Source organism: Chryseobacterium sp. 2P (assembly GCF_059579425.1).
In genome coordinates this window covers 3,896,978-3,916,286 of the sequence record NZ_CM184194.1, presented here as the reverse complement: position 1 = coordinate 3,916,286, position 19,309 = coordinate 3,896,978, and the positions used below count along the sequence as shown (strand labels likewise).

Here is a 19,309-nt window from a genome sequence, read left to right as displayed (position 1 = left end):
AAAGAGTAGGAACACAAAATATAATTAATCATGGAAACAAAAGAATTAGTAGGAGGCTGGACAGCTTATCATCCTTTAACACCGGAAGATAAAAAAGTATTTAATGAAGCAATGCAAGGATTTGTAGGCGTACACTATAATCCTCAATCGGTATCTACACAATTGGTAAACGGAACAAACTACCGTTACAAATGTCTTGCTTCAATGCCGCCTTCTGAGGTAGTTTGGGAAGCTATTGTAGAAATTTATGCTCCGATTAACGGACAACCTCATGTTGTTGGTATCCAAAGATTGTAATAACAGCATTACCCTTAATAAAAAAGAAAGCGGAAGAAAAATTATCTTCCGTTTTTTTTATCCTATTCTCACGCTCGTCATACTCAGAGATCCTCCAATTAATTCATCATTAAATAAACTGAGGCTTTCAGATTTCTCCTTCAGTCCTAAAGTATAGATCAGAGGAAGATAATGATCCGGAGAAGGAACTGCATATAGAAGCGAAGTTCCCTGTTTCTGGTAATCGATGATGTTCCGGAAATTTCCGTCCAAAAGCCAGTTGTTGGTTTTCTCTCTGGCTTCAATCGCCCAGTCCCAGCCGGCGCCGACGGTATTGATGTTTCTCCAGTCGATCAGTCTCAAATTATGAACTATGTTTCCGCTTCCGATAATTAAAATTCCTTTTTCGCGGAGCTTATTGAGTCTCTTAGCTAAATCAAAATGATATTGCGGAGATTTTGTATAATCAATACTCATCTGAATAACAGGAATATCTGCATTCGGATACATATGTTTAATCACCGACCATGCTCCATGATCCAGTCCCCAATTATGATCTTCTTCCACCACAACCGGAGCCAGTAATTCTACAGTTTCTTTTGCCAGTTCAGGATTTCCCGGAGCCGGATACTGTACATCAAACAAAGCCTGCGGAAAACCTCCAAAATCATGAATCGTTCTCGGCATTTCCATTGCCGTTACTTTCGTTCCCTGTGTAAACCAGTGAGCCGAAATACAGAGAATAGCGTTCGGTTTCGGAATTTCAGCCGCAGCTTTTCGGAAACCCTGTACAAACTGGTTTTCTTCAATAGCATTCATCGGCGAACCGTGTCCCAGAAAAAGAACAGGCATTTTCTCGGTATTATTAAAATTTTCGCTGATGTTTTGTAAATCGTTGAGGTTCATTTTTTTATTCTCGAAAACAGAAAAGAGCAAAGGTAATATAACTTTCCTTTGCTCTTTTACCTTGATTTTTTTATGTTTTATGCTTGTTTTACAAACTGTAATTCTCCGGCGATTTTTACTTCTTCGCTTACCATTACACCTCCCGCTTCAAGAGCAGCATTCCAGTTCAGTCCGAAATCTTTTCTGTTGATTTTCCCTTCGAAAGAGAAACCTGCCTTTGTATTTCCCCACGGATCAACATTAATTCCGTTGAAATCCACATCAAGCGTTACAGGCTTCGTAATTCCGTTAATCGTTAAATTTCCTGTTACTTCATTGTTTACAGCAGAAGATTCGAAAGTAATGGTTGGATTGGCTTCAGCGTTAAAGAATTCAGCAGATCTTAAATGGTTATCTCTGTCTGTATTGTGCGTAGAGATAGAAGCTGTCTGAATAGTTGCTGTTGTTTTAGCATTCGCAAAAGTATCGTCTTCCGCATCAATTTCAGCCGTAAAATCTGTAAAGTTTCCTTTGATATTAGAGATCATCATGTGTTTTACTTTAAAAGTAATTTCACTGTGAGCAGGATCTAGGTTCCATTTTGTTGCCATTGTATTAATATTTTTGTTGTTAATTATACTGCAAATTTAGATCAGAGAAGAGGTACAAATCATTGACGTAGGATAAGAAATGATGTTCTTTGTATTTTTCATAATCCTGTTGTTTCAACGAAACAAAATCTTAAAGATATTTTTAAGGAAAAAGCAAAACAACTTTAAATTCTCATACACTCACACTCTTAAACACTCACACGCTCAAACCCTCCAACTCCCCAACTTAAAAACTCTCCAACTCAATCAAGGAGCTTTATCGCGCTTTCCGCACTCGCTATTTCTTTAGTTTCGGCGCGGCGGAGCCGCGCCGAAACTAAAGAAATGAGCTCAGACAAATGCTGCAATCACGGCTAGGATTGAAACCGGTTATTCATTACCCGTCACTACGGACAAACTGAAGGTCTGCGAACGTAGTTCTGAAGCGACGAAGCAGTCTCAAAAAATCGTACACAAAAGTCTTTATTGGATTTATTCAAAGTATTTCAAAAGTCTGCAAAGAGAAAAAATCTTTGATTTTTTTTAAAACTTATGTGCTCTTTTTTCCATTTAAGTATTAAATTTAAACAACTAAAGTGTTACAATCTTTTGCATCTTTTGCGGTAAAAAAGTTTAGACAAGTTTAGTTTATGCTGAGCTTGTCGAAGTGCCGTTGCGCCCGAAAATCCGCAAAATCCTTAAAATAAAATCCCTTTGCGTATTTTGCGTTAAAATTCCAACCAATGCTTATAACGAAGCAATCCCAATAAAACAGGAGCTTCTGTTATCATTTAGGATGATTTAAAATTATTTTAAATATTCTTACAAAACGAAAAACATACAGTTCATTTGCTAAGTGAATAGTTTATGCTGAGCTTGTGTCGTTGCGAACGAAAATCCGCCTAATTATTTAAAATAATCCCTTTGCGTATTTTGCGTTAAAATTCTAACCCAGTCATTGTGACGGAGAAATCTCAATAAAGCAAAAGTCTCACTTTGTCATTTAATAAGATTTGAAATTACTTCAAATAAATTCAAAATAAACAACCGAAAACAGCCATCAACAACCAACAAAAAACCAAACTCCCATTTTGCTTTAACACTTCTTAACCATTGATATTTATTTCTTATTTTTGAAGGATTCAATTTTATACAATGAAATTATATAAATTATCTTTATGGATGCTGGTTTTTGGAGGTAGTACATTTGCGCAGACCCAAAAATACACAATGGCGGAGGCAGTTAATGGGATGAGAACCAACTTAGCCGTTAAAAACATCTCGCAGTTTTCATGGTCTGCAGATGGGAAATCTTATATTCAGGCGGTAAAAGGCGGATATTTAATCACCGATCTGAAAACTAACAAACAGGATACGCTGGTTTCTTTATCTCAACTGAATAAGAATTTAACAGACAATAAATTCAAAGCAGTTCCACAGATTAAATTCATCAGCAATTCTCAGGGATATTTCAATTCCGGCGGAAAAATGGTATGGGTAGAAAAATCCGGCAGCGACTGGAAAACAAAAAATTCTGTTGCTTTGGACGAAAATGCTGCCAATATGAAGATTTTTGGGGATAACCAGACTTTTGCATTTACCGTAAAGAATAATTTATTTGTTAATAAAAACGGAAAAACCATTGCAGTAACCAATGATACCGATGAAAATATTCTGAATGGAGCTTCCAATGTTCACCGAAACGAATTCGGAATTGATACCGGAATTTTCCCGGCTCCAAATTCAGAGAGCGTGGCATTCTACAGAATGGATCAGAAGATGGTTGCAGATTATCCGATTATCGACTGGTCTGTAACACCTGCTGTAAATCATAACATTAAATATCCGATGGCGGGGAAAACGTCTCATCAGGTAACGCTGGGAGTTTTCAACATTAAAACTCAGAACACAACCTTCTTAAATATTGCAGGCGAAAAAGATCAGTACTTAACGGCTGTTACCTGGAGTCCGGATTCAAAATATATTTTTGTAGGCGTTCTGAACAGAGGACAGAATTACCTGAAAATGAATCAATATGATGCTTCGACAGGAAATTTAGTGAAAACTCTATTCGAAGAAAGCAGCGATAAATATGTGGAACCTCAACATCCTTTAACGTTCTTCCCGAATTCCACTACAGATTTCATCTGGCAGAGCCAGAGAACAGGATACAACCATTTATTCCATTACAGTCTGGAAAAAGGACTTGTTGCACAGATTACAAAAGGAGATTGGCTGGTAACGGATATTTTAGGTTTCAATGAAAAGAAAAATGAAATCTATTTTACATCCACCAAAGAAACTCCGTTGGAAAAGCATTTGTACAGAATCAACTGGACAAATTTCAAAATGCAGAGAATGGATAACGCAGAAGGAGTTCATTCCGGAGTGTTAAGCAGTGACGGAAATTTCCTGTATGATGTCTACAGCAACGCCGATACACCAAGAGTTGCCAACATCATTAATACGAATACTTTAAAAACAAACAATCTTCTGACCGCTGAAAATACCCTGAAAAATTATCAGCGTCCGGAAATTAAAAATATCAATTTAAAAGCCGACGACGGAACAATTTTGTATGGCAAAATGATTCTTCCGACCAATTTTGATCAAAATAAAAAATATCCGGTGATCGTTTATTTATACAACGGTCCGCATTTACAATTAGTAACCAATTCTTTCCCGGCATCCGGAAATCTTTGGTACGAATACATGGCTCAAAACGGATACATCATATTCACGATGGACGGAAGAGGTTCTTCTAACCGTGGGTTGAAATTCGAGCAGGCAGTTTTCAGAAATCTGGGAACCACAGAAATGAACGACCAGATGAAAGGAGTAGAGTATTTAAAATCTCTTCCTTACGTAGATTCCGAAAGAATGGGAATTCATGGATGGAGCTTCGGAGGATTTATGACAACAAGTTTCATGCTTCGTAAGCCGGATGTTTTCAAAGTGGGCGTTGCAGGAGGACCCGTAATCGACTGGAGTATGTACGAAATTATGTATGGCGAAAGATACATGGATACTCCGCAGGAAAATCCACAAGGTTATGCAACAGCCAATCTTCTGGATAAAGTTCAGAATCTGAAAGGAAAATTATTAATGATTCACGGAGCGCAGGATGATGTTGTGGTTTGGCAGCATTCGGTTAAATTTATTAAATCTGCGGTTGATAATGGTGTTCAGTTAGATTATTTTGTATATCCGGGACATCCGCACAACGTGATCGGCAAAGACAGAGTACATCTTATGCAGAAAGTAACGGATTATTTTGACCAAAATCTGAAAAAGTAAATAGTAAAATCCAGTGTAAATATAGACTGGATTTTTTTGTTTAGAATTATTTAGAATCTATTCTTATCAAACATCAATGCATCTGATTTTCGGTTGCCGTAAATTTGTACTATAAAATCAACAATATGGAATTAGGAATAGGAATGTTTGGCGATCTTGCTTTCGACCAGACAACAGGAAAATATAAAGATGCAGGTGTAAAGATTCGTGAAATTCTGGAGCAGATAAAATTCATGGATGAGGTGGGAATTGATGTTTTTGCCATGGGAGAACATCACCGTCCCGATTATGCGGTTTCTTCTCCGGAAATCGTTCTGGCTGCAGCGGCAGGTATTACAAAAAATATAAAATTAGCGAGTGGTGTTACGGTTTTAAGTTCATCAGAACCTGTAAAAGTATATGAAGATTTCTCGACTCTGGATTTAATTTCAGACGGTCGTGCTGAAATTTTCGTTGGAAGAGGAAGTTTCATTGAATCATTTCCCTTATATGGATATTCTTTAAACGATTATGAGGAACTTTTTGATGAAAAATTAGACTTACTGCTCAAAATCAATTCTCAGGAAAATGTAACCTGGAAAGGAAAACTTCGTGCACCTATGCAGAATCAAACCGTTTATCCGAGAGCAAAAAATGACGGAAAACTGCCCATCTGGAGAGCAGTCGGCGGAACTCCGCAGTCGGTTTTAAGTGCCGCGGAATTGGGAATGCCTTTAGTGGTGGCAATTATTGGAGGAATGCCGGTACAATTCAGAAATTTAATTGAATTCTACAAACAGGAATATAAAAAAGAAGGTCATGATGTTTCCAAAATGCAGATCGCCGTTCATTCGCATACTTTTGTAAGTGATGATCCTGAAGTGATTGAAGGGTATTTCCACAATTATAAATCGCAGATGGACAGAATCGGTTCTTCCAGAGGTTGGGCTCCTTACACCAAAATGCAGTATGACGGCGGAAGAAGCAAAGAAGGAGCGTTGTTCATCGGTAATCCTAAAGAAGTGGCAGATAAAATTGCTTACCTGAAAGAAATTTTCGGCATTACAAGATTTATCGGACACATGGATGTGGGAGCTCCGGAGCATGATCTTATGATGAAATCTATCGAACTGTTTGGCAAAGAAGTAAAACCACTTGTCAAAGATCTTTAAAACAAAACCTTCGCTGAATTTCAGCGGAGGTTTCTCTTTAATAAAAATCATCTGTAAAAATGAAACAACGTCCTGTTGTTTAGAAATTAATCAATATAAATTATAAAGCTGTATAAGAAGCTATTGCAACCTGTGGATGAAAAGCAAACATAAACGTTTCAAAAGAGTCTCCTGAAGTGTTTTTGCTTAAAAGATACTTATTGTCGATAATATCAATCAGCAATAATTCAGGGGTGTAAAAAGTCAAACCTATTTTATGCTTTGAAGGATCTTCCACATTGGAACTGATGAGATCCAGTTTGAAATTTTCAATCGGGAAAAAAGTATTTCCCAAAACATCCGGAAGACTTCTGATCTCACCGTTAAGCTGGGCAACATAGTTCACCACTGCTGAACTCAGTAAAAATGGAATTCTTTCTGCATGAGGATTTTTTCTCAGCAATTCCCAGTAATTCTTTACCGGGTTTTCTTTATCATCGAAAACCTGATGTTGAATTTTATATTCAAAATACGTGTCTTCAAAGATGTATCTATCCCAGACAATTTCAGAATTCTGATCAATTACAATCCTGAATGCAAGTTTTATTTTAGCCTTCATCATTTTAAATTTTAATAAAACAGGGCAGCTTTTAATAATTCTGCCCTGATCCTAAACAAAATTGATATGAAAAATATCTAATACTCAATAAGTGGATCAGTTTACAAGAACTTTAAGATTCTCTGTAAACGTTCCTTTCGTATTATCAATCGTAATTTTTGCGATATACATTCCGGATTTTAATTGGTTTTTGGTCATTTTGATCTGCTGACTTCCGGATGCAAGTTTTTGCTTGTCGATGACACTGAAAAGTTTTTTTCCGCTTACATCAAACAGTTCAATACTTACTGTTGATCTTTCGTTAAGAGTAATCGGGAAAATAGTCTCTTCTCTGAAAGGATTTGGATAATTCTGTCCCACATTAAAATTTTTGGTGTTTGTTGCTTCCTGAGTTCCTAAAACGGCTCCTGCTACATAAATGGTATGAGTTAAAATATATCCTGCTGATAAAGAGCCTGTTATCGTACTCATCTCATTGCTGGTTCCGTCTGAAAATACATTGTCACTGGCATTATAAGTATATCCTGTCATTCCTTTTGTATAGCCGTATGAAGTTCCGTTGACATTCACATTATAAACAGCACTGCTTGTTCCTTCCGGAAAAGCAATCTGAGTAACCAGAAGAGAAGTTCCGTCTGCTTTGTAAATATGAACATGAATGTGGGTGGCTCTGCTCTGATACCATCCCGGAAATATGCTCGTGAAACTTACAAGTCCGTTTGCATCCGTGGTCTGTCTTCCGCGAAGAAAATGATTGTTGGTGTAATTTGCAGCCTGCATTGCTGTACCTCCGTATTCGGAATAGTTTCCGTCTTTATCACAATGCCAAACGTCTACCAGAACTCCTTGATAGGCAGCGCAGTTTCCGTTGGTATTTTTTATATAAATATTCATCGTAAAGGCAACTCCGGTTCTGTCTCCCACAATATTGGTTTGTACCAGACTCGACGGAGTATGTGTAGGAAAAGGACCCTCTGTTTCTGAATTGGTTACACTGCAGGTTAAAACATTTTGAGAAGATTTTTCGGGCAGCATTTCCTCATGAAAAATTTCCGATCGGAGAAGAACAGGCGCAGCAACAGCTATTCCTGCCAGTCCGAATGAGTTTTTTAAAAAATTTTTTCTGTCCATGTATTTAGTTTTTATTTTAAATTAAACTTCAAGGAAAAGTAAAAGGGCATTTTCACTTAATGCTTCAAATTCCAGAGTTTCGATTTCAGAAATGATGATCGCGTCTCTGGTTTCTAAAAGTCTGTTCTGAAATTCAAAAGCACCGTTAATCACCATTCCGAAAATTGATTTTCCCTTGTGATGAAGAGCATATTCCTCTTCTTTTCTTCCTTCATACAATCCTATGAAATTGGGATATTCCAGTTTTTCAGAAATCTGTATCAAATGATTTCTACGGTCTATATTCAGATTTTCAATGCTGAAGAAATTATCTTTTTTAATACTTTTTAGTTCAAAAATCAGAATGTCGGCTTTCTCATCCGATTTGTTATTTCTAATGTTCAGCATATTACCTTCTTCAGACTTTAAAGTAAAAATATTTTCTGGAGAAAGAGGTTTCTCAAAATCGTTAATGTAAATTTCGCCGAAGAGCACAATGATGAGAACAGTAGAACTTTTTTGATATTTAAAATCAAATGTTCCGTTTTCCTCGAAAACAACTTCTGTTATTTTGTGCAATCCTGACTGTTCATCGGGAGTCATCTCGTTCAGAACATATGAGTTTTCTTTCCTCCAGACGGAAAGATCAGATTTAAAAATTCTGGATGGACTTTGAACTAACATTTTGATTGAATTTTTTTGAGGAATTCCACACTGCACAGATAAACACATCTAATCACTTCACACCCGCGTAAATCTGTGCTTTTTGTGGAAAACTAATAAACTAATAGTAAACAACCTCTGTTTTATTTTTACTAAGCCGAAACTTTTATCGTATGGGTAAGAGCATATCCCGCGCTTACACTTCCTGTAATCGTAGACATTTCATTAGATGTTCCGTCGCTGAATACATTATCACTTGCATTATAAGTATATCCGTTCATTCCTTTATATCCTGTACTTGAAGCTACCTGAACCACTGCGCTGTCATTTCCTTCCGGAAATGCAATCTGCGTTACCAGAAGAGATTGCCCTGCAGAATTATAAATATGAACATGAATGTGAGTGGCTCTTCCGCTGTACCATCCCGGAAATATACTTGTGAAAGAAACTTTTCCGTTGGCATCGGTTGTCTGCCTTCCTCTAAGGAAATGGTATGACGTATAATTGGCAGACTGCATCGCTGTTCCTCCATATTCAGAATAATTTCCTTCTTTATCACAATGCCAGATATCAACAATAGCTCCCTGAAGATTGGCACAGCTTGCATTGGTATTCTGAACGGTAATTGTAATCGTGAACGGAACACCAGTTCTGTCTCCTACAATATTAGTCTGTACAAGTGTAGAAGGTGATTTGGTAGGAAAAGGACCTTCAGTCTCGGAATTGGTAACAGAACATCCTGTTGAAGATGATCCGGAAGAAGAACCTGAACCTGAAGATGAGCTCGTTGTGGTATCCGCGATATCGTCATCACTTCCGCAATGTATCAAAATAGGAGCTGCTACCGCAGTAACACCTGCCAAACCAAGAGTTTTTAAAAACCCTTTTCTGTCTATTGTTTTCATAATATGTTTTTTTAAAGGTTACTATTTGAATGGTATTGATTCAATTATCAATTTCTGTATCAAATATATTTTGAAAAAAAAAGCTTATGAAATTTATGAGGTAAACAGTAAAAATGTGTCGGTAAATGAATTTTTTTTAAGAAATATTAAGAATAATATGAAAGGAATAGCAAAAATTTGCCGAATAGAAATTACCTCCTTTGGAGGGGTAGTTTAAGATGAATAAAATCATTTATTTACCAGTTTCATCACTGTATCTTTATATGTTTCCCCAATCGGAATGATAAATTCCCCAATGTGGATATTCCGGTTTACAATTGTTTTAATCAGGTTTATGGGAACAATATAAGAGCGGTGAACTCGTATAAAGTCTTTTTCTGAAAGTTTTTCCAGAATATTTTTCATAGAAGAACGTGCGGTAATCTTGGAATGATCTGCAAGATGAATCTGAATGTAATCGTCTAAACCTTCGATCAAAATAATATCATCAAAATTAATTTTATGAAGTTTATAATCTGCACGGATGGAAAGATATTTTACATCAGCAGATTCATTATTCACTTTTACTTTATCCACAGCCGCTTTAAATCGATCAAAAGAAAAAGGTTTTAATAAATAATCTATCGCATTGATACTGAAAGCATCCACTGCATATTCAGAATAAGCAGTGGTGAAAATAACCTTTATATTTTGAGAAATACTTTTATAAAAATCCATTCCGTTTCTGGAAGGCATTTCGATATCCAGAAAAATCAGATCAACAGGATATTTGTTGAGGTGCTTCTGTGCTTCGCTTTGTATATTGAAAGTTTTTTCCAGAGAAAGATTTTCAATTTTTCCGGCATAATTCTCAATAATTTTAAGCGCGAGAATCTCATCATCCAGTGCAATTGCTTTTATCATAATACTTTTCAGACTAAATTTATTTTTAAATCCACTTCGTACGTTTTTCTGTCATTATTTATTATGAGAGTCTGTTTTTCTCCATAAATCTGCTGCAGATGTTCAATCGTATTTTTCAGTCCCACTTTCAGGCTGTTTTCATCCGTTATGTTTTCGTTCACAATATTATTGAATACATTAAAATTTAAAGTACCTTCCTGAACTACAGCTTTTACATAAATTTTAGAATTTTTTTCCGCATTAAAACCGTATTTAAATGCATTTTCGATAAAATTAACCAAAATAAAAGGCGCAATTTTCAATCCCTGCGTTTCTCCAATCTCCGTATAGGAAAAATCTAAACTGCTGTCTGTTCTTATCAGCTGAAGCGAAATATAATCTTTTATGTATTCGATTTCCTGACTTAATTCAACAAAATCTTTACTGCTTTCCTGCACCACATAACGCATTACATTAGAAAGTTTTAAAACTCCTTCAGGCGTATCGTCAGATTTTAACAAAGCCAGAGAATAGATAGAATTCAAAATATTGAACAGAAAATGAGGCTGCAGCTGATATTTTAAATTCAACAGTTCAGCTTTTGCCTTTAATTTTTCCAGTTCCTCTTTCTCATTACTTCTATAAATAAAGAATGAGGATAAGAACGAAAAAAGAAATGGCAGCAGTGAAGCAAAAATTATCTGAAGGTAAGAACTGTCATTTCGTTTGGGACCGGAATTATCAAAAGGAGGTCTTCCATCCATTGGTGGCTGCGGAAATAAATTATTTTTAGGTGGCATTTCTTGTGGTTCCTTATGCATTTGAGAGGGAACACTCGTAAAATTATTTCCTGATGATATATAATAAGGTAAAAACACCATTACACCGAAAGATATCGAACTAGAGAGTAGAAAAGCGATATGTTTTTTCTGCCGGTAAAATTTCGGAAGAAAAATGTTAAGATTTACATAAAAAAAGATAATCACCAGCACAAAACGAATAAACTCCCTTTGAAAAGGAGGAACCCTGAAGACAGACAGTGTCCCGTCAAAATCCGGAGAAGAAACAATCGGGATCGTGAGAAGTAGAGGAATGAGGATAATGTGTGGTAAAAGCTTTTTCATTGAACTAAATTATTAAATTCGATTTAGAATTTGTCGAAAATTATTAAAACAGTGGGCGTTTTTTTATTTTGTCTAAAAGTCATCTGTTTGTCATCCGATACAAATTCTCTACTTTTACAGCATGGAACAACAATCTAAAGATCCCCTTCACGGAAAAAGACTAGATGCTATTCTTGAAGAATTGGTGGAATATTATAACGGTTTTGAAAAACTTTGCGAACAGATCAACATCCGATGTTTTACAGACAATCCCAGTATTAATTCTTCTCTGAAATTTTTAAGAAAAACCGACTGGGCAAGAGCCAAAGTGGAAAGTTTATACCTTTTTGTGCAGCGAGAGAAAAAACGCAGCGAAAGAAAAAAAGACAGATAGATATTTCTTCGGTCAATGATTTCAAAAACAGTATCTTTGTGCCGTTAATCGTGAAAACAATCACGAAAAAAGAATAAAATATGACAATCGAAAACAATCACGTTGTAGCTGTAAAGTATATCCTACATACTATTGAGCCGGATGGAAGTAAAATTCTTGTAGAAGAAACAACAGCAGAAAATCCACTTACATTTTTGTATGGAGTAGGAATGATGATTCCAAAATTTGAACAGAATATCCACGGCTTACAAGCTGGAGATAAAGCTGATTTTACGATTAAGCCTGAAGAAGCTTATGGTGAAAGACAGCCTGATGCAATTGCTCAGTTGCCGATCGATATGTTCCAGGAAGCAGGAATTCCGCCTGTAGGAGCCATTTTACCTTTATCCGACAATCAGGGGAATAACTTTCAGGCAATTGTGGTTGAGGTAACTCCGGAAGCTGTAGTGGCAGATCTTAATCACCCGATGGCTGGGAAAACGTTAGATTTCCAGGTTGAAATCTTAAACACACGTCCTGCAACGGAAGAAGAGTTGTCTCACGGTCACGCTCATGGAGTAGACGGAAACGAAGCTCACTAAGAGTTTTCTCAATAAAATATGAATGTCTGGCAGAAATGCCGGACATTTTTTTTGACACATAATTCACATAGTTTTCAGTTCAAATCTTTGGAAATATTTTAGAACATATAAGCCGAAAATCAAATATTTTTATGATTGTCCGTAATTTGTCATAATTGGAAAAATCTTTGAGTTCTTTGCTGAGTGAAACGCCCTTGCGAACTTAAAAACAGTTATTATATAAAGAATCTTTGCGAGTTCTTTGCGTTAAAAAAAACAGTATGTTTAATAGCGGGTAATCATAAAAATTTTTCATTTTGAGAATCAATAATCTGTGAAATTAGTGGGAAATTTTTTAATCTAACCTGAGTTCATGATAAGTCTTCTTAAACGCAAGGTTAAACAAAGCGATTCAATTATCAGGAATTTAGCTTTTAAGATATACAAAGGCGTAAAACTTATCAAAGTAATACCATTTTGTATTTTTTAAATAAACGAAGTGCCTTTGTTTAGCTTACCAACTTTCAATAAGTAAAAAAAAATCTTTTGTTTTTCTTTGCGATAAATTAATATAATGCAATAAATCAATTGTTTAAATTTATTTCTTATCCCGAACTGAGGTCAATCTAATCAAGAAATTCACCGCTCACATAAAACCAGCGGTTCTGGATCATTTTAAAGGTAGATAATTCGTGATGAACATGGTTTCCTCCGCTTTCATCGGTGTAAAAAGCTTTGAATTCCACTTTATTCATAGAAGGCTTATTTACAATTTCCAGTTTTGTCCACTCATTAATTTCTCCCCATTCCTGTAAATCTTTCGTATTGTGAAACTGCCTTTTACTCGGCGAAGTGGTTTCCATTAAATATTTTCCGTTCGGAATCGCAAACGCGGAAAATCTTGAGCGCATCAATGCTTCTGAGGTCGGAGCAAATTTTTCTTTTGTATGATAAGGTTTACAGCATTCTTCGTAGGTCTTTCCGGAACAGCAGGGACAGTTCATTGTTTTAAATTTTAAGAAACAAATTTACACTTTTTGCTAACCACGAATTCAAGAATTTTTATCTTTTGTAATTTTAAATCTGTGTTATCTGCGAAATGTTTTACTGTGTCATTAGTGAAAAATATTTGTGTCATTTGTGTTTAAATAAAAAGAAAAAAAGCATCCAAAAATTGAATGCTTTTAAAAATTTATTTAATAAATCCTCTGTTTCTCAATAAAGGCTTAATATCCGGATCGTGTCCTGTAAAATCTCTGAATGCCTGATTCAGATCAACAGAATTTCCTACAGACAGAATATATTTTCTGAAACGATCTCCGTTTTCTCTTGTCAATCCTCCATTTTTAGAAATCCATTCCCAAGCGTCGTTATCCAGAGTTTCAGACCATAAATAAGCATAATATCCTGCAGAATAACCACCACCCCAAATGTGTGCAAAATAAGGCGTATGATATCTTGGAGGAACCGTTGCCAAAGTAAATCCGTGTTTTGCTAAAGATTCTTTTTCAAAATCTAAAACAGGAATTAACTGGCTTTCATTGGTTACTGTATGCCAATCCATATCTAATTCAGCCGCAGAAACCAGTTCCGTGGTCATATATCCCTGATTGAAAGTTGCTGCTTTTTTAATTTTATCAACCAAAGTTTGTGGAATGGGCTGTTTTGTTTCGTAATGTAAAGCGTAGTTCTTTAAAACAACAGGATCTAAAGCCCAGTGTTCGTTGATCTGTGAAGGGAATTCCACGAAATCTCTTGGTACATTGGTTCCGGAAAGCGAAGGATATTTCTGGCTGGCAAACATCCCGTGAATAGAATGTCCGAATTCATGGAAAATAGTGGAAACATCATCATAACTGATTAAAGAAGGTTTTCCCGGAGCCGGTTTCTGATAATTGTAGCAGTTTACAATCACAGGTTTTGTTCCCAATAAATAAGACTGTTCTACGAAATTGCTCATCCAAGCTCCTCCGTTTTTAGAATCCCTCGTGTAGAAATCCAGATAATAAATGGCAATGGATTTTCCGTCATGATCGAAAACTTCATACGTTACGACATCAGGATGATAAACCGGAAGATCCGTTCTCTTTTTGAAAGTTAATCCGTAGAATTTTTCCGCAGCGAAGAATACTCCCTTTTCCAAAACGGTTGTAATTTCAAAATAAGGCTTAATTTCACTTTCATCAAGATCAAATTTTGCCTTTCTTACCTGTTCAGCATAAAAATTCCAGTCCCATGGTTCAACTTTGAAGCCTCCTTTCTGCTGATCGATCAGATCCTGAATATCTTTTGCCTCACGTCTTGCTGTTTCTACCGCAGGAGTCGCAATCTGGTTCATTAATTTTGTTGCAACTTCCGGCGTTTTTGCCATCTGATCCTGCAATTTCCATTCTGCGAAGCTTTTTTTACCTAAAACCTGAGCTTTTTTCAGTCTTAATTTCGCTAATTTTTCAATGGTTTCCCTTGTATCATTTCCATCACCTTTTTCAGCTCTTGTCCATGATGCTTTGAAGAGTTTTTCTCTCGTTGCTCTGTTTTTAAGATTCTGTAAAAGAGGTTGTTGTGTAGTGTTTTGTAATGCTAAAAGATACTGTCCCGGTTTTCCTGCATTTTTGGCATCAGAAGCTGCCGCAGCAATTTCATCGGCGGAAAGTCCGTCCAGTTCCTTCACATCTGTAAAGAAAACGCCTCCCTGCTTTCTTGCTTCAAGCAATTTGTTGGAATATTGCGTAGACAATGAAGCCAGTTCCTGATTGATCTGCTTTAGTTTTTCTTTATCCGCAGAAGAAAGATTGGCTCCTGCAATTTCGAAATTCTGTTTGTAATATTGTAGTAATCTTTTGCTTTCAGCGTCTAAACCGTTTTCAGAGATCGCTTTTATTCTTTTATAAAGATTTTCATTCAGATACATTTTATCAGAATGGGCTGCAAAGATCGGAGCATATTCTTCATCAAGAGCCTGTAACGTAGGATTTGTATTGGCGCTGGTAAGATTTGAAAATATGATTTGAGCTCTTTTCAGAACTTCACCGCTTTTTTCCAGAGCTACGATGGTGTTTTCAAAAGTGGGTGCTTCAGAATTGTTGGCAATTTTTAAAATTTCAGCGTCGTGCTGTTTCAGACCGAAATCAAAAGCGGGTTTAAAATGTTCATTTTTAATTTTGTCAAATTCAGGAGCTTCATACTGAAGTTTGCTTTTTTTCATGAAAGGATTCGATGAAAGCGATGCGTCCGGAGCTGGAACTTCCTGTTGGCTATCGGTGTTTTTCATTGTAGTACATGATTGATTGAATGCTAATGCAGAAATTAATAATACCGATGTAATATTTTTCATAAATTAGTTGTTAATAAAGGTATAAAGATACTTAAAACTTAATTCATAAAATAATAAACATGAAATCACAGACTATTTTTCTTTTTTCAGCGATAGCACTTCTGGCTTCTTGCGATAAAAATGACCGACATCATAACGGCAACGAACAGAAAAGCTGGGTGGAAAAAGTAGTAACGAAAGACAACGGACCAATGAGCCATAAAGAAGTGACGGGTGATTTTGATGAAATCGAAGTTTCACAGGCGATCGAAGCTGAAGTGATAAAAGCTGATTTTGAAAAGGTCGTCATTTCTGCTCCGAAAAATATTATTGATGAGGTTCTCGTAGACAACAGTGGAGGAGAGCTTCATATTCATTATAAATCAGGAATCCGTGTGATGGATTCCCATAATGTTTCTGCAAGAATTTACACAAAAGATTTTTCAAAATTAAATGCCAATTCTGCGGCAAGCATAAAGGTGAAGGATAAATTTGTGCAGGATAAAATGGAGATTGAGGTTTCCAGTTCAGGAGCTGTTTCCGGAGATCTTGAAGCGAATAAATTTACTATTTCCATAGACAGCAGCGGAAATTTCGACGGAAAAATCTGGGCGGTAGATCTTGATGTAGATGCTTCATCCGCTGCAAGTCTTGATCTTTCCGGTAAAGCTAAAAATGCGGAGATCAGTGCTTCATCAGGAAGCAGTGTTTCTGCCAAAGATGTTATAGTTCAGAATCTGAAAACAGATTCATCCAGTGGTGCAAGTGTAGACATCAGTGCCTCTTCTTCCATTAATGCAGAAGCATCTTCCGGCGGAAGCGTGAATGTGTATAAAAAAGGAAACGTTACCAATATTACCAAAAACGAAAGCAGTGGCGGAAGCGTATCGATTCAGTAATGTAATGCTTTGCTGAGTGAAATGCCATTGCGAACGGAAAATTAAACGTTTGAGATAAAAATCTTTGTGGAGGTAGCGTTAAAATGATAACTGATTAGTTTATTTAAACCAAATGCAAGCTATTAATTTTCATCTTCATCCTCTTCATCATTAGAAGAATCTTCCCATTGCTGATTATCAAAATTGAGATTATCATACGCCAGTAATTCCTCCTCTCGCAGGAGGATTTCTTTTGTGGTAAAAAGATGAATTTCATCATCATGATCCGATTTGGCTAATTTTCGGATCGAAGCTTTATCGATGGTCATGAATCTCTGTCCGAGACGTCTTGCTGCGTATTTCCGCATTCCGGTTGCATGAAGAACATCAACTGCCATATCTACGGCGGTTCCCAGAGTTTCGCGGTAGATATTATTAATTCCGCTGTTTAAATATTCATAAGAATCTATTCTGTTTTTGGCACGCACAAAGATTTTTACCTGAGGATAATTTTCCCTTACGATATCGGCAACAAATTTATTGTCTTCGGGATCATCAAGACACAGCACCAGAATTTCGGCATCCTCAATTCCTGCTGCCCGTAATGTGGGAATTTTGGTAGCATCGCCATAATACACCTTAAAACCGTAACTTCTCAATAATTTTACACGGTCAGAATCCCGGTCTAAAACCGTTGCCGGAATTTTATTCGCTTTTAAAAGTCTTCCGACTGTACTTCCAAAATGTCCGAATCCTACGATGATGATTTTCTTTTGCTGAATATTACCGTCCAGAATATTAAAATCATTATCGGGATCAGGAACTTCTTTTATGAATCTTGGAGTAATAAGTTTATCATTGATAATCAATAAAAAAGGCGTGATGCACATGGTAATTGCCGTTACCGCCATCATCTGAGCGCTCAGTTCCGAAGGCAGAAGATAAAGACTTGAAGCATAATTGATGAGAACAAAAGCAAATTCTCCCACCTGCGAAAGCGCAAAAGCATAAAACAGGCTTTGTGGGGTATCTATTTTGAAAAACTTTCCGATAAGAAATAAAACAAGGAATTTTATGGCTAAAACTGCAAAAACGGTGGTGAAAATAAAAGTAGGATCTTTCTGAATGACGTTAAAATTCATTGTGGAACCTACACTTACAAAAAATACGGCAAGCAATAATCCTTTGAATGGATCAATCTGTGCTTCCAGTTCGTGGCGGAATTCGCTGTTGGCTAACATCACTCCTGCAAGGAAAGCTCCTAAAGCGGGAGATAAACCAATAGCTACCATGAGTTCTGAAACTCCGATGACCAAAAATAGGGAAGAGGCCGTTAAAAGCTCCGACATTCCGGATTTCGAGACATATCTTAAAAAAGGAACAAAAACATACCGTCCCAGTAAAATCAAAATAACCACTCCCAAAATAACGGTCGCAAACTGCATCCATTCCGGAAGAGTCTGTATGAGCACCTGAATTTCGTTATCGTGATGTCTGGATTTGTAATTGGCAATTAGCGGAAGGATTGCTAAAATTGGAATCACCGCAATATCCTGAAACAGCAAAGTGGAAAAAGAAGCTTCTCCGGCTAATGTTTTTAAGTTGTTTTTTTCCTGTAAAGTCTGCAGCACAATTGCTGTAGAAGATAATGCGAAACACATGGCGATAGCAATGGCTTTATCAATCTTCCAGCCTGCCCAGATAAATACGAGAAATAGCAGGGAAATCGTTAAAAGCATCTGCGTTAAGCCGAGTCCGACAATCTTCTTCCGCATATCCCAGAATTTTCGGGGTTCAAGCTCCAGACCGACTAAAAACAAAAGCATGATAACTCCAAATTCACTGGCGTGCATAATGTCGTTGACATCTTTTCCGGTTAATTTTAAAACATAAGGACCAATAATAATTCCGCCTGCAATATATCCGATGACAGAACTCAGCCCGAATTTTCTCGCCAGCGGAACCATAATGATGGCTACGCCTAAGAAAATAAGGGTGTTCATTGCTAAGCTTGTTTCCATAAATTTTTATTGGTTGAGAAGTTCTACAAACTGCTGTTTGTGTACGATAATTTCTTTTTTTGAAAGCTTGTTGGCTTCGTAAACGATTTTGATATTCTTAATGTTCGCTTTAAAAACATTCAGAGAGACGATAAGTCCGCTGATAAGTTCCTCCACCGTAAACTGATAGGTTCCTTCCTTGCTGAATGATCTTTCTTTTCCGCCGGTGGTTACCAGAATATAAACTTCTTTTCCCTCCAAAGGATTGTGATGATCTTCTTTAAGCCAGTCGCGATCGAAAACCTCATCAATCCAGAGTTTTAACAAAGGCGGCATTCCGAACCAGATGAGCGGAAACTGGAAAATAAAACGATCATAGTTTTTTATTCTTTTTCTTTCCCTGAAAGCGGCAATATGAAAATTCGGATACTCTTCGTAAATATCCCGAAGCGTAAAATGCTGATGACGGACATAGAAATTAATGAGCTCTGCATTCGAGTTGGAATGCTCTAAATAAGGATGCGCAAAAACTACCAACGTCTTCTTCATAAACCTGTTTTACGTAAATATAATGAATTTTTTTTGAAGTAAAGTAGGGTTTTGTAGCAGTTTAATAATTTTTTAATAGTAAAAAGGATGTTTTTGATAATATAAATGAAATAAATGAGTTTGATTTTTAGCGTATTAAAATTTTTAAAAAGCTG

At 36.5% G+C, this 19,309-nt stretch carries 18 protein-coding genes; 6 read left to right on the top strand and 12 right to left on the bottom strand.

Going from position 1 to position 19,309, the window contains the following annotated elements:
* Positions 1–30: 30 nt before the first annotated feature.
* Positions 31–297, top strand: coding sequence for a hypothetical protein (locus AC52CF_RS17785; protein ID WP_214588520.1), 267 nt, complete (start codon positions 31–33; stop codon positions 295–297).
* A gap of 57 nt (positions 298–354) precedes the next feature.
* Here the strand turns inward: AC52CF_RS17785 and ygiD are convergent, their stop codons facing one another.
* Both ygiD and AC52CF_RS17775 read right to left on the bottom strand, forming a co-directional pair.
* Positions 355–1,182, bottom strand: a complete 828-nt coding sequence (ygiD, locus tag AC52CF_RS17780; RefSeq protein ID WP_496517521.1) for a 4,5-DOPA-extradiol-dioxygenase — start codon at positions 1,180–1,182, stop codon at positions 355–357.
* Between the two features lie 77 nt (positions 1,183–1,259).
* The gene (locus tag AC52CF_RS17775; protein ID WP_496517520.1) at positions 1,260–1,772 is read right to left on the bottom strand and encodes a YceI family protein; all 513 of its coding nucleotides are present in this window, start codon (positions 1,770–1,772) and stop codon (positions 1,260–1,262) included.
* A 1,134-nt stretch (positions 1,773–2,906) separates the two neighbouring features.
* Here AC52CF_RS17775 and AC52CF_RS17770 point away from each other — a divergent pair.
* Both AC52CF_RS17770 and AC52CF_RS17765 read left to right on the top strand, forming a co-directional pair.
* A complete protein-coding gene (locus AC52CF_RS17770) occupies positions 2,907–5,048 on the top strand; it encodes a S9 family peptidase (RefSeq protein WP_496517519.1) in 2,142 nt (713 codons plus the stop codon).
* 125 nt (positions 5,049–5,173) lie between these two features.
* Positions 5,174–6,199: an LLM class flavin-dependent oxidoreductase gene (locus AC52CF_RS17765; RefSeq protein WP_496517518.1), complete on the top strand. Its 1,026-nt coding sequence runs from the start codon at positions 5,174–5,176 to the stop codon at positions 6,197–6,199.
* 100 nt (positions 6,200–6,299) lie between these two features.
* Here AC52CF_RS17765 and AC52CF_RS17760 read toward each other — a convergent pair whose 3' ends face one another.
* The 6 genes from AC52CF_RS17760 to AC52CF_RS17735 all read right to left on the bottom strand — a co-directional run bounded on the left by AC52CF_RS17760 (position 6,300) and on the right by AC52CF_RS17735 (position 11,481).
* A complete protein-coding gene (locus AC52CF_RS17760) occupies positions 6,300–6,800 on the bottom strand; it encodes a hypothetical protein (RefSeq protein ID WP_214588525.1) in 501 nt (166 codons plus the stop codon).
* Between the two features lie 93 nt (positions 6,801–6,893).
* On the bottom strand, positions 6,894–7,928 hold the full coding sequence (locus tag AC52CF_RS17755) for a T9SS type A sorting domain-containing protein (RefSeq protein WP_214588526.1): 1,035 nt from the start codon (positions 7,926–7,928) through the stop codon (positions 6,894–6,896).
* A 21-nt stretch (positions 7,929–7,949) separates the two neighbouring features.
* Complete coding sequence (locus AC52CF_RS17750) at positions 7,950–8,591, bottom strand: pirin family protein (protein ID WP_214588527.1); 642 nt, start codon at positions 8,589–8,591, stop codon at positions 7,950–7,952.
* 131 nt (positions 8,592–8,722) lie between these two features.
* The gene (locus AC52CF_RS17745) at positions 8,723–9,475 is read right to left on the bottom strand and encodes a dioxygenase family protein (protein WP_250902092.1); all 753 of its coding nucleotides are present in this window, start codon (positions 9,473–9,475) and stop codon (positions 8,723–8,725) included.
* 228 nt (positions 9,476–9,703) lie between these two features.
* Positions 9,704–10,378: a LytR/AlgR family response regulator transcription factor gene (locus AC52CF_RS17740; RefSeq protein WP_214588528.1), complete on the bottom strand. Its 675-nt coding sequence runs from the start codon at positions 10,376–10,378 to the stop codon at positions 9,704–9,706.
* 8 nt (positions 10,379–10,386) lie between these two features.
* Positions 10,387–11,481 carry a sensor histidine kinase gene (locus AC52CF_RS17735; RefSeq protein WP_214588529.1) on the bottom strand — a complete coding sequence of 365 codons (1,095 nt, stop codon included), beginning with the start codon at positions 11,479–11,481 and terminating at the stop codon, positions 10,387–10,389.
* 121 nt (positions 11,482–11,602) lie between these two features.
* Between AC52CF_RS17735 and AC52CF_RS17730 the strand changes: the two genes are divergently transcribed.
* Both AC52CF_RS17730 and AC52CF_RS17725 read left to right on the top strand, forming a co-directional pair.
* Positions 11,603–11,854, top strand: coding sequence for a VF530 family protein (locus tag AC52CF_RS17730; RefSeq protein WP_375181463.1), 252 nt, complete (start codon positions 11,603–11,605; stop codon positions 11,852–11,854).
* A gap of 80 nt (positions 11,855–11,934) precedes the next feature.
* Positions 11,935–12,435: an FKBP-type peptidyl-prolyl cis-trans isomerase gene (locus tag AC52CF_RS17725; RefSeq protein ID WP_087711621.1), complete on the top strand. Its 501-nt coding sequence runs from the start codon at positions 11,935–11,937 to the stop codon at positions 12,433–12,435.
* Between the two features lie 605 nt (positions 12,436–13,040).
* Here AC52CF_RS17725 and AC52CF_RS17720 read toward each other — a convergent pair.
* Positions 13,041–13,418: a YchJ family protein gene (locus AC52CF_RS17720; RefSeq protein WP_375181464.1), complete on the bottom strand. Its 378-nt coding sequence runs from the start codon at positions 13,416–13,418 to the stop codon at positions 13,041–13,043.
* A gap of 188 nt (positions 13,419–13,606) precedes the next feature.
* Positions 13,607–15,748 carry a M3 family metallopeptidase gene (locus AC52CF_RS17715; protein WP_496517517.1) on the bottom strand — a complete coding sequence of 714 codons (2,142 nt, stop codon included), beginning with the start codon at positions 15,746–15,748 and terminating at the stop codon, positions 13,607–13,609.
* Positions 15,749–15,807: 59 nt separating this feature from the next.
* Between AC52CF_RS17715 and AC52CF_RS17710 the strand changes: the two genes are divergently transcribed.
* The gene (locus tag AC52CF_RS17710; RefSeq protein ID WP_375181466.1) at positions 15,808–16,626 is read left to right on the top strand and encodes a head GIN domain-containing protein; all 819 of its coding nucleotides are present in this window, start codon (positions 15,808–15,810) and stop codon (positions 16,624–16,626) included.
* A 122-nt stretch (positions 16,627–16,748) separates the two neighbouring features.
* Here AC52CF_RS17710 and AC52CF_RS17705 read toward each other — a convergent pair whose 3' ends face one another.
* On the bottom strand, positions 16,749–18,626 hold the full coding sequence (locus AC52CF_RS17705) for a monovalent cation:proton antiporter-2 (CPA2) family protein (RefSeq protein ID WP_496517516.1): 1,878 nt from the start codon (positions 18,624–18,626) through the stop codon (positions 16,749–16,751).
* A gap of 6 nt (positions 18,627–18,632) precedes the next feature.
* Complete coding sequence (locus tag AC52CF_RS17700) at positions 18,633–19,154, bottom strand: NAD(P)H-dependent oxidoreductase (RefSeq protein ID WP_076393105.1); 522 nt, start codon at positions 19,152–19,154, stop codon at positions 18,633–18,635.
* Positions 19,155–19,309: the final 155 nt, after the last annotated feature.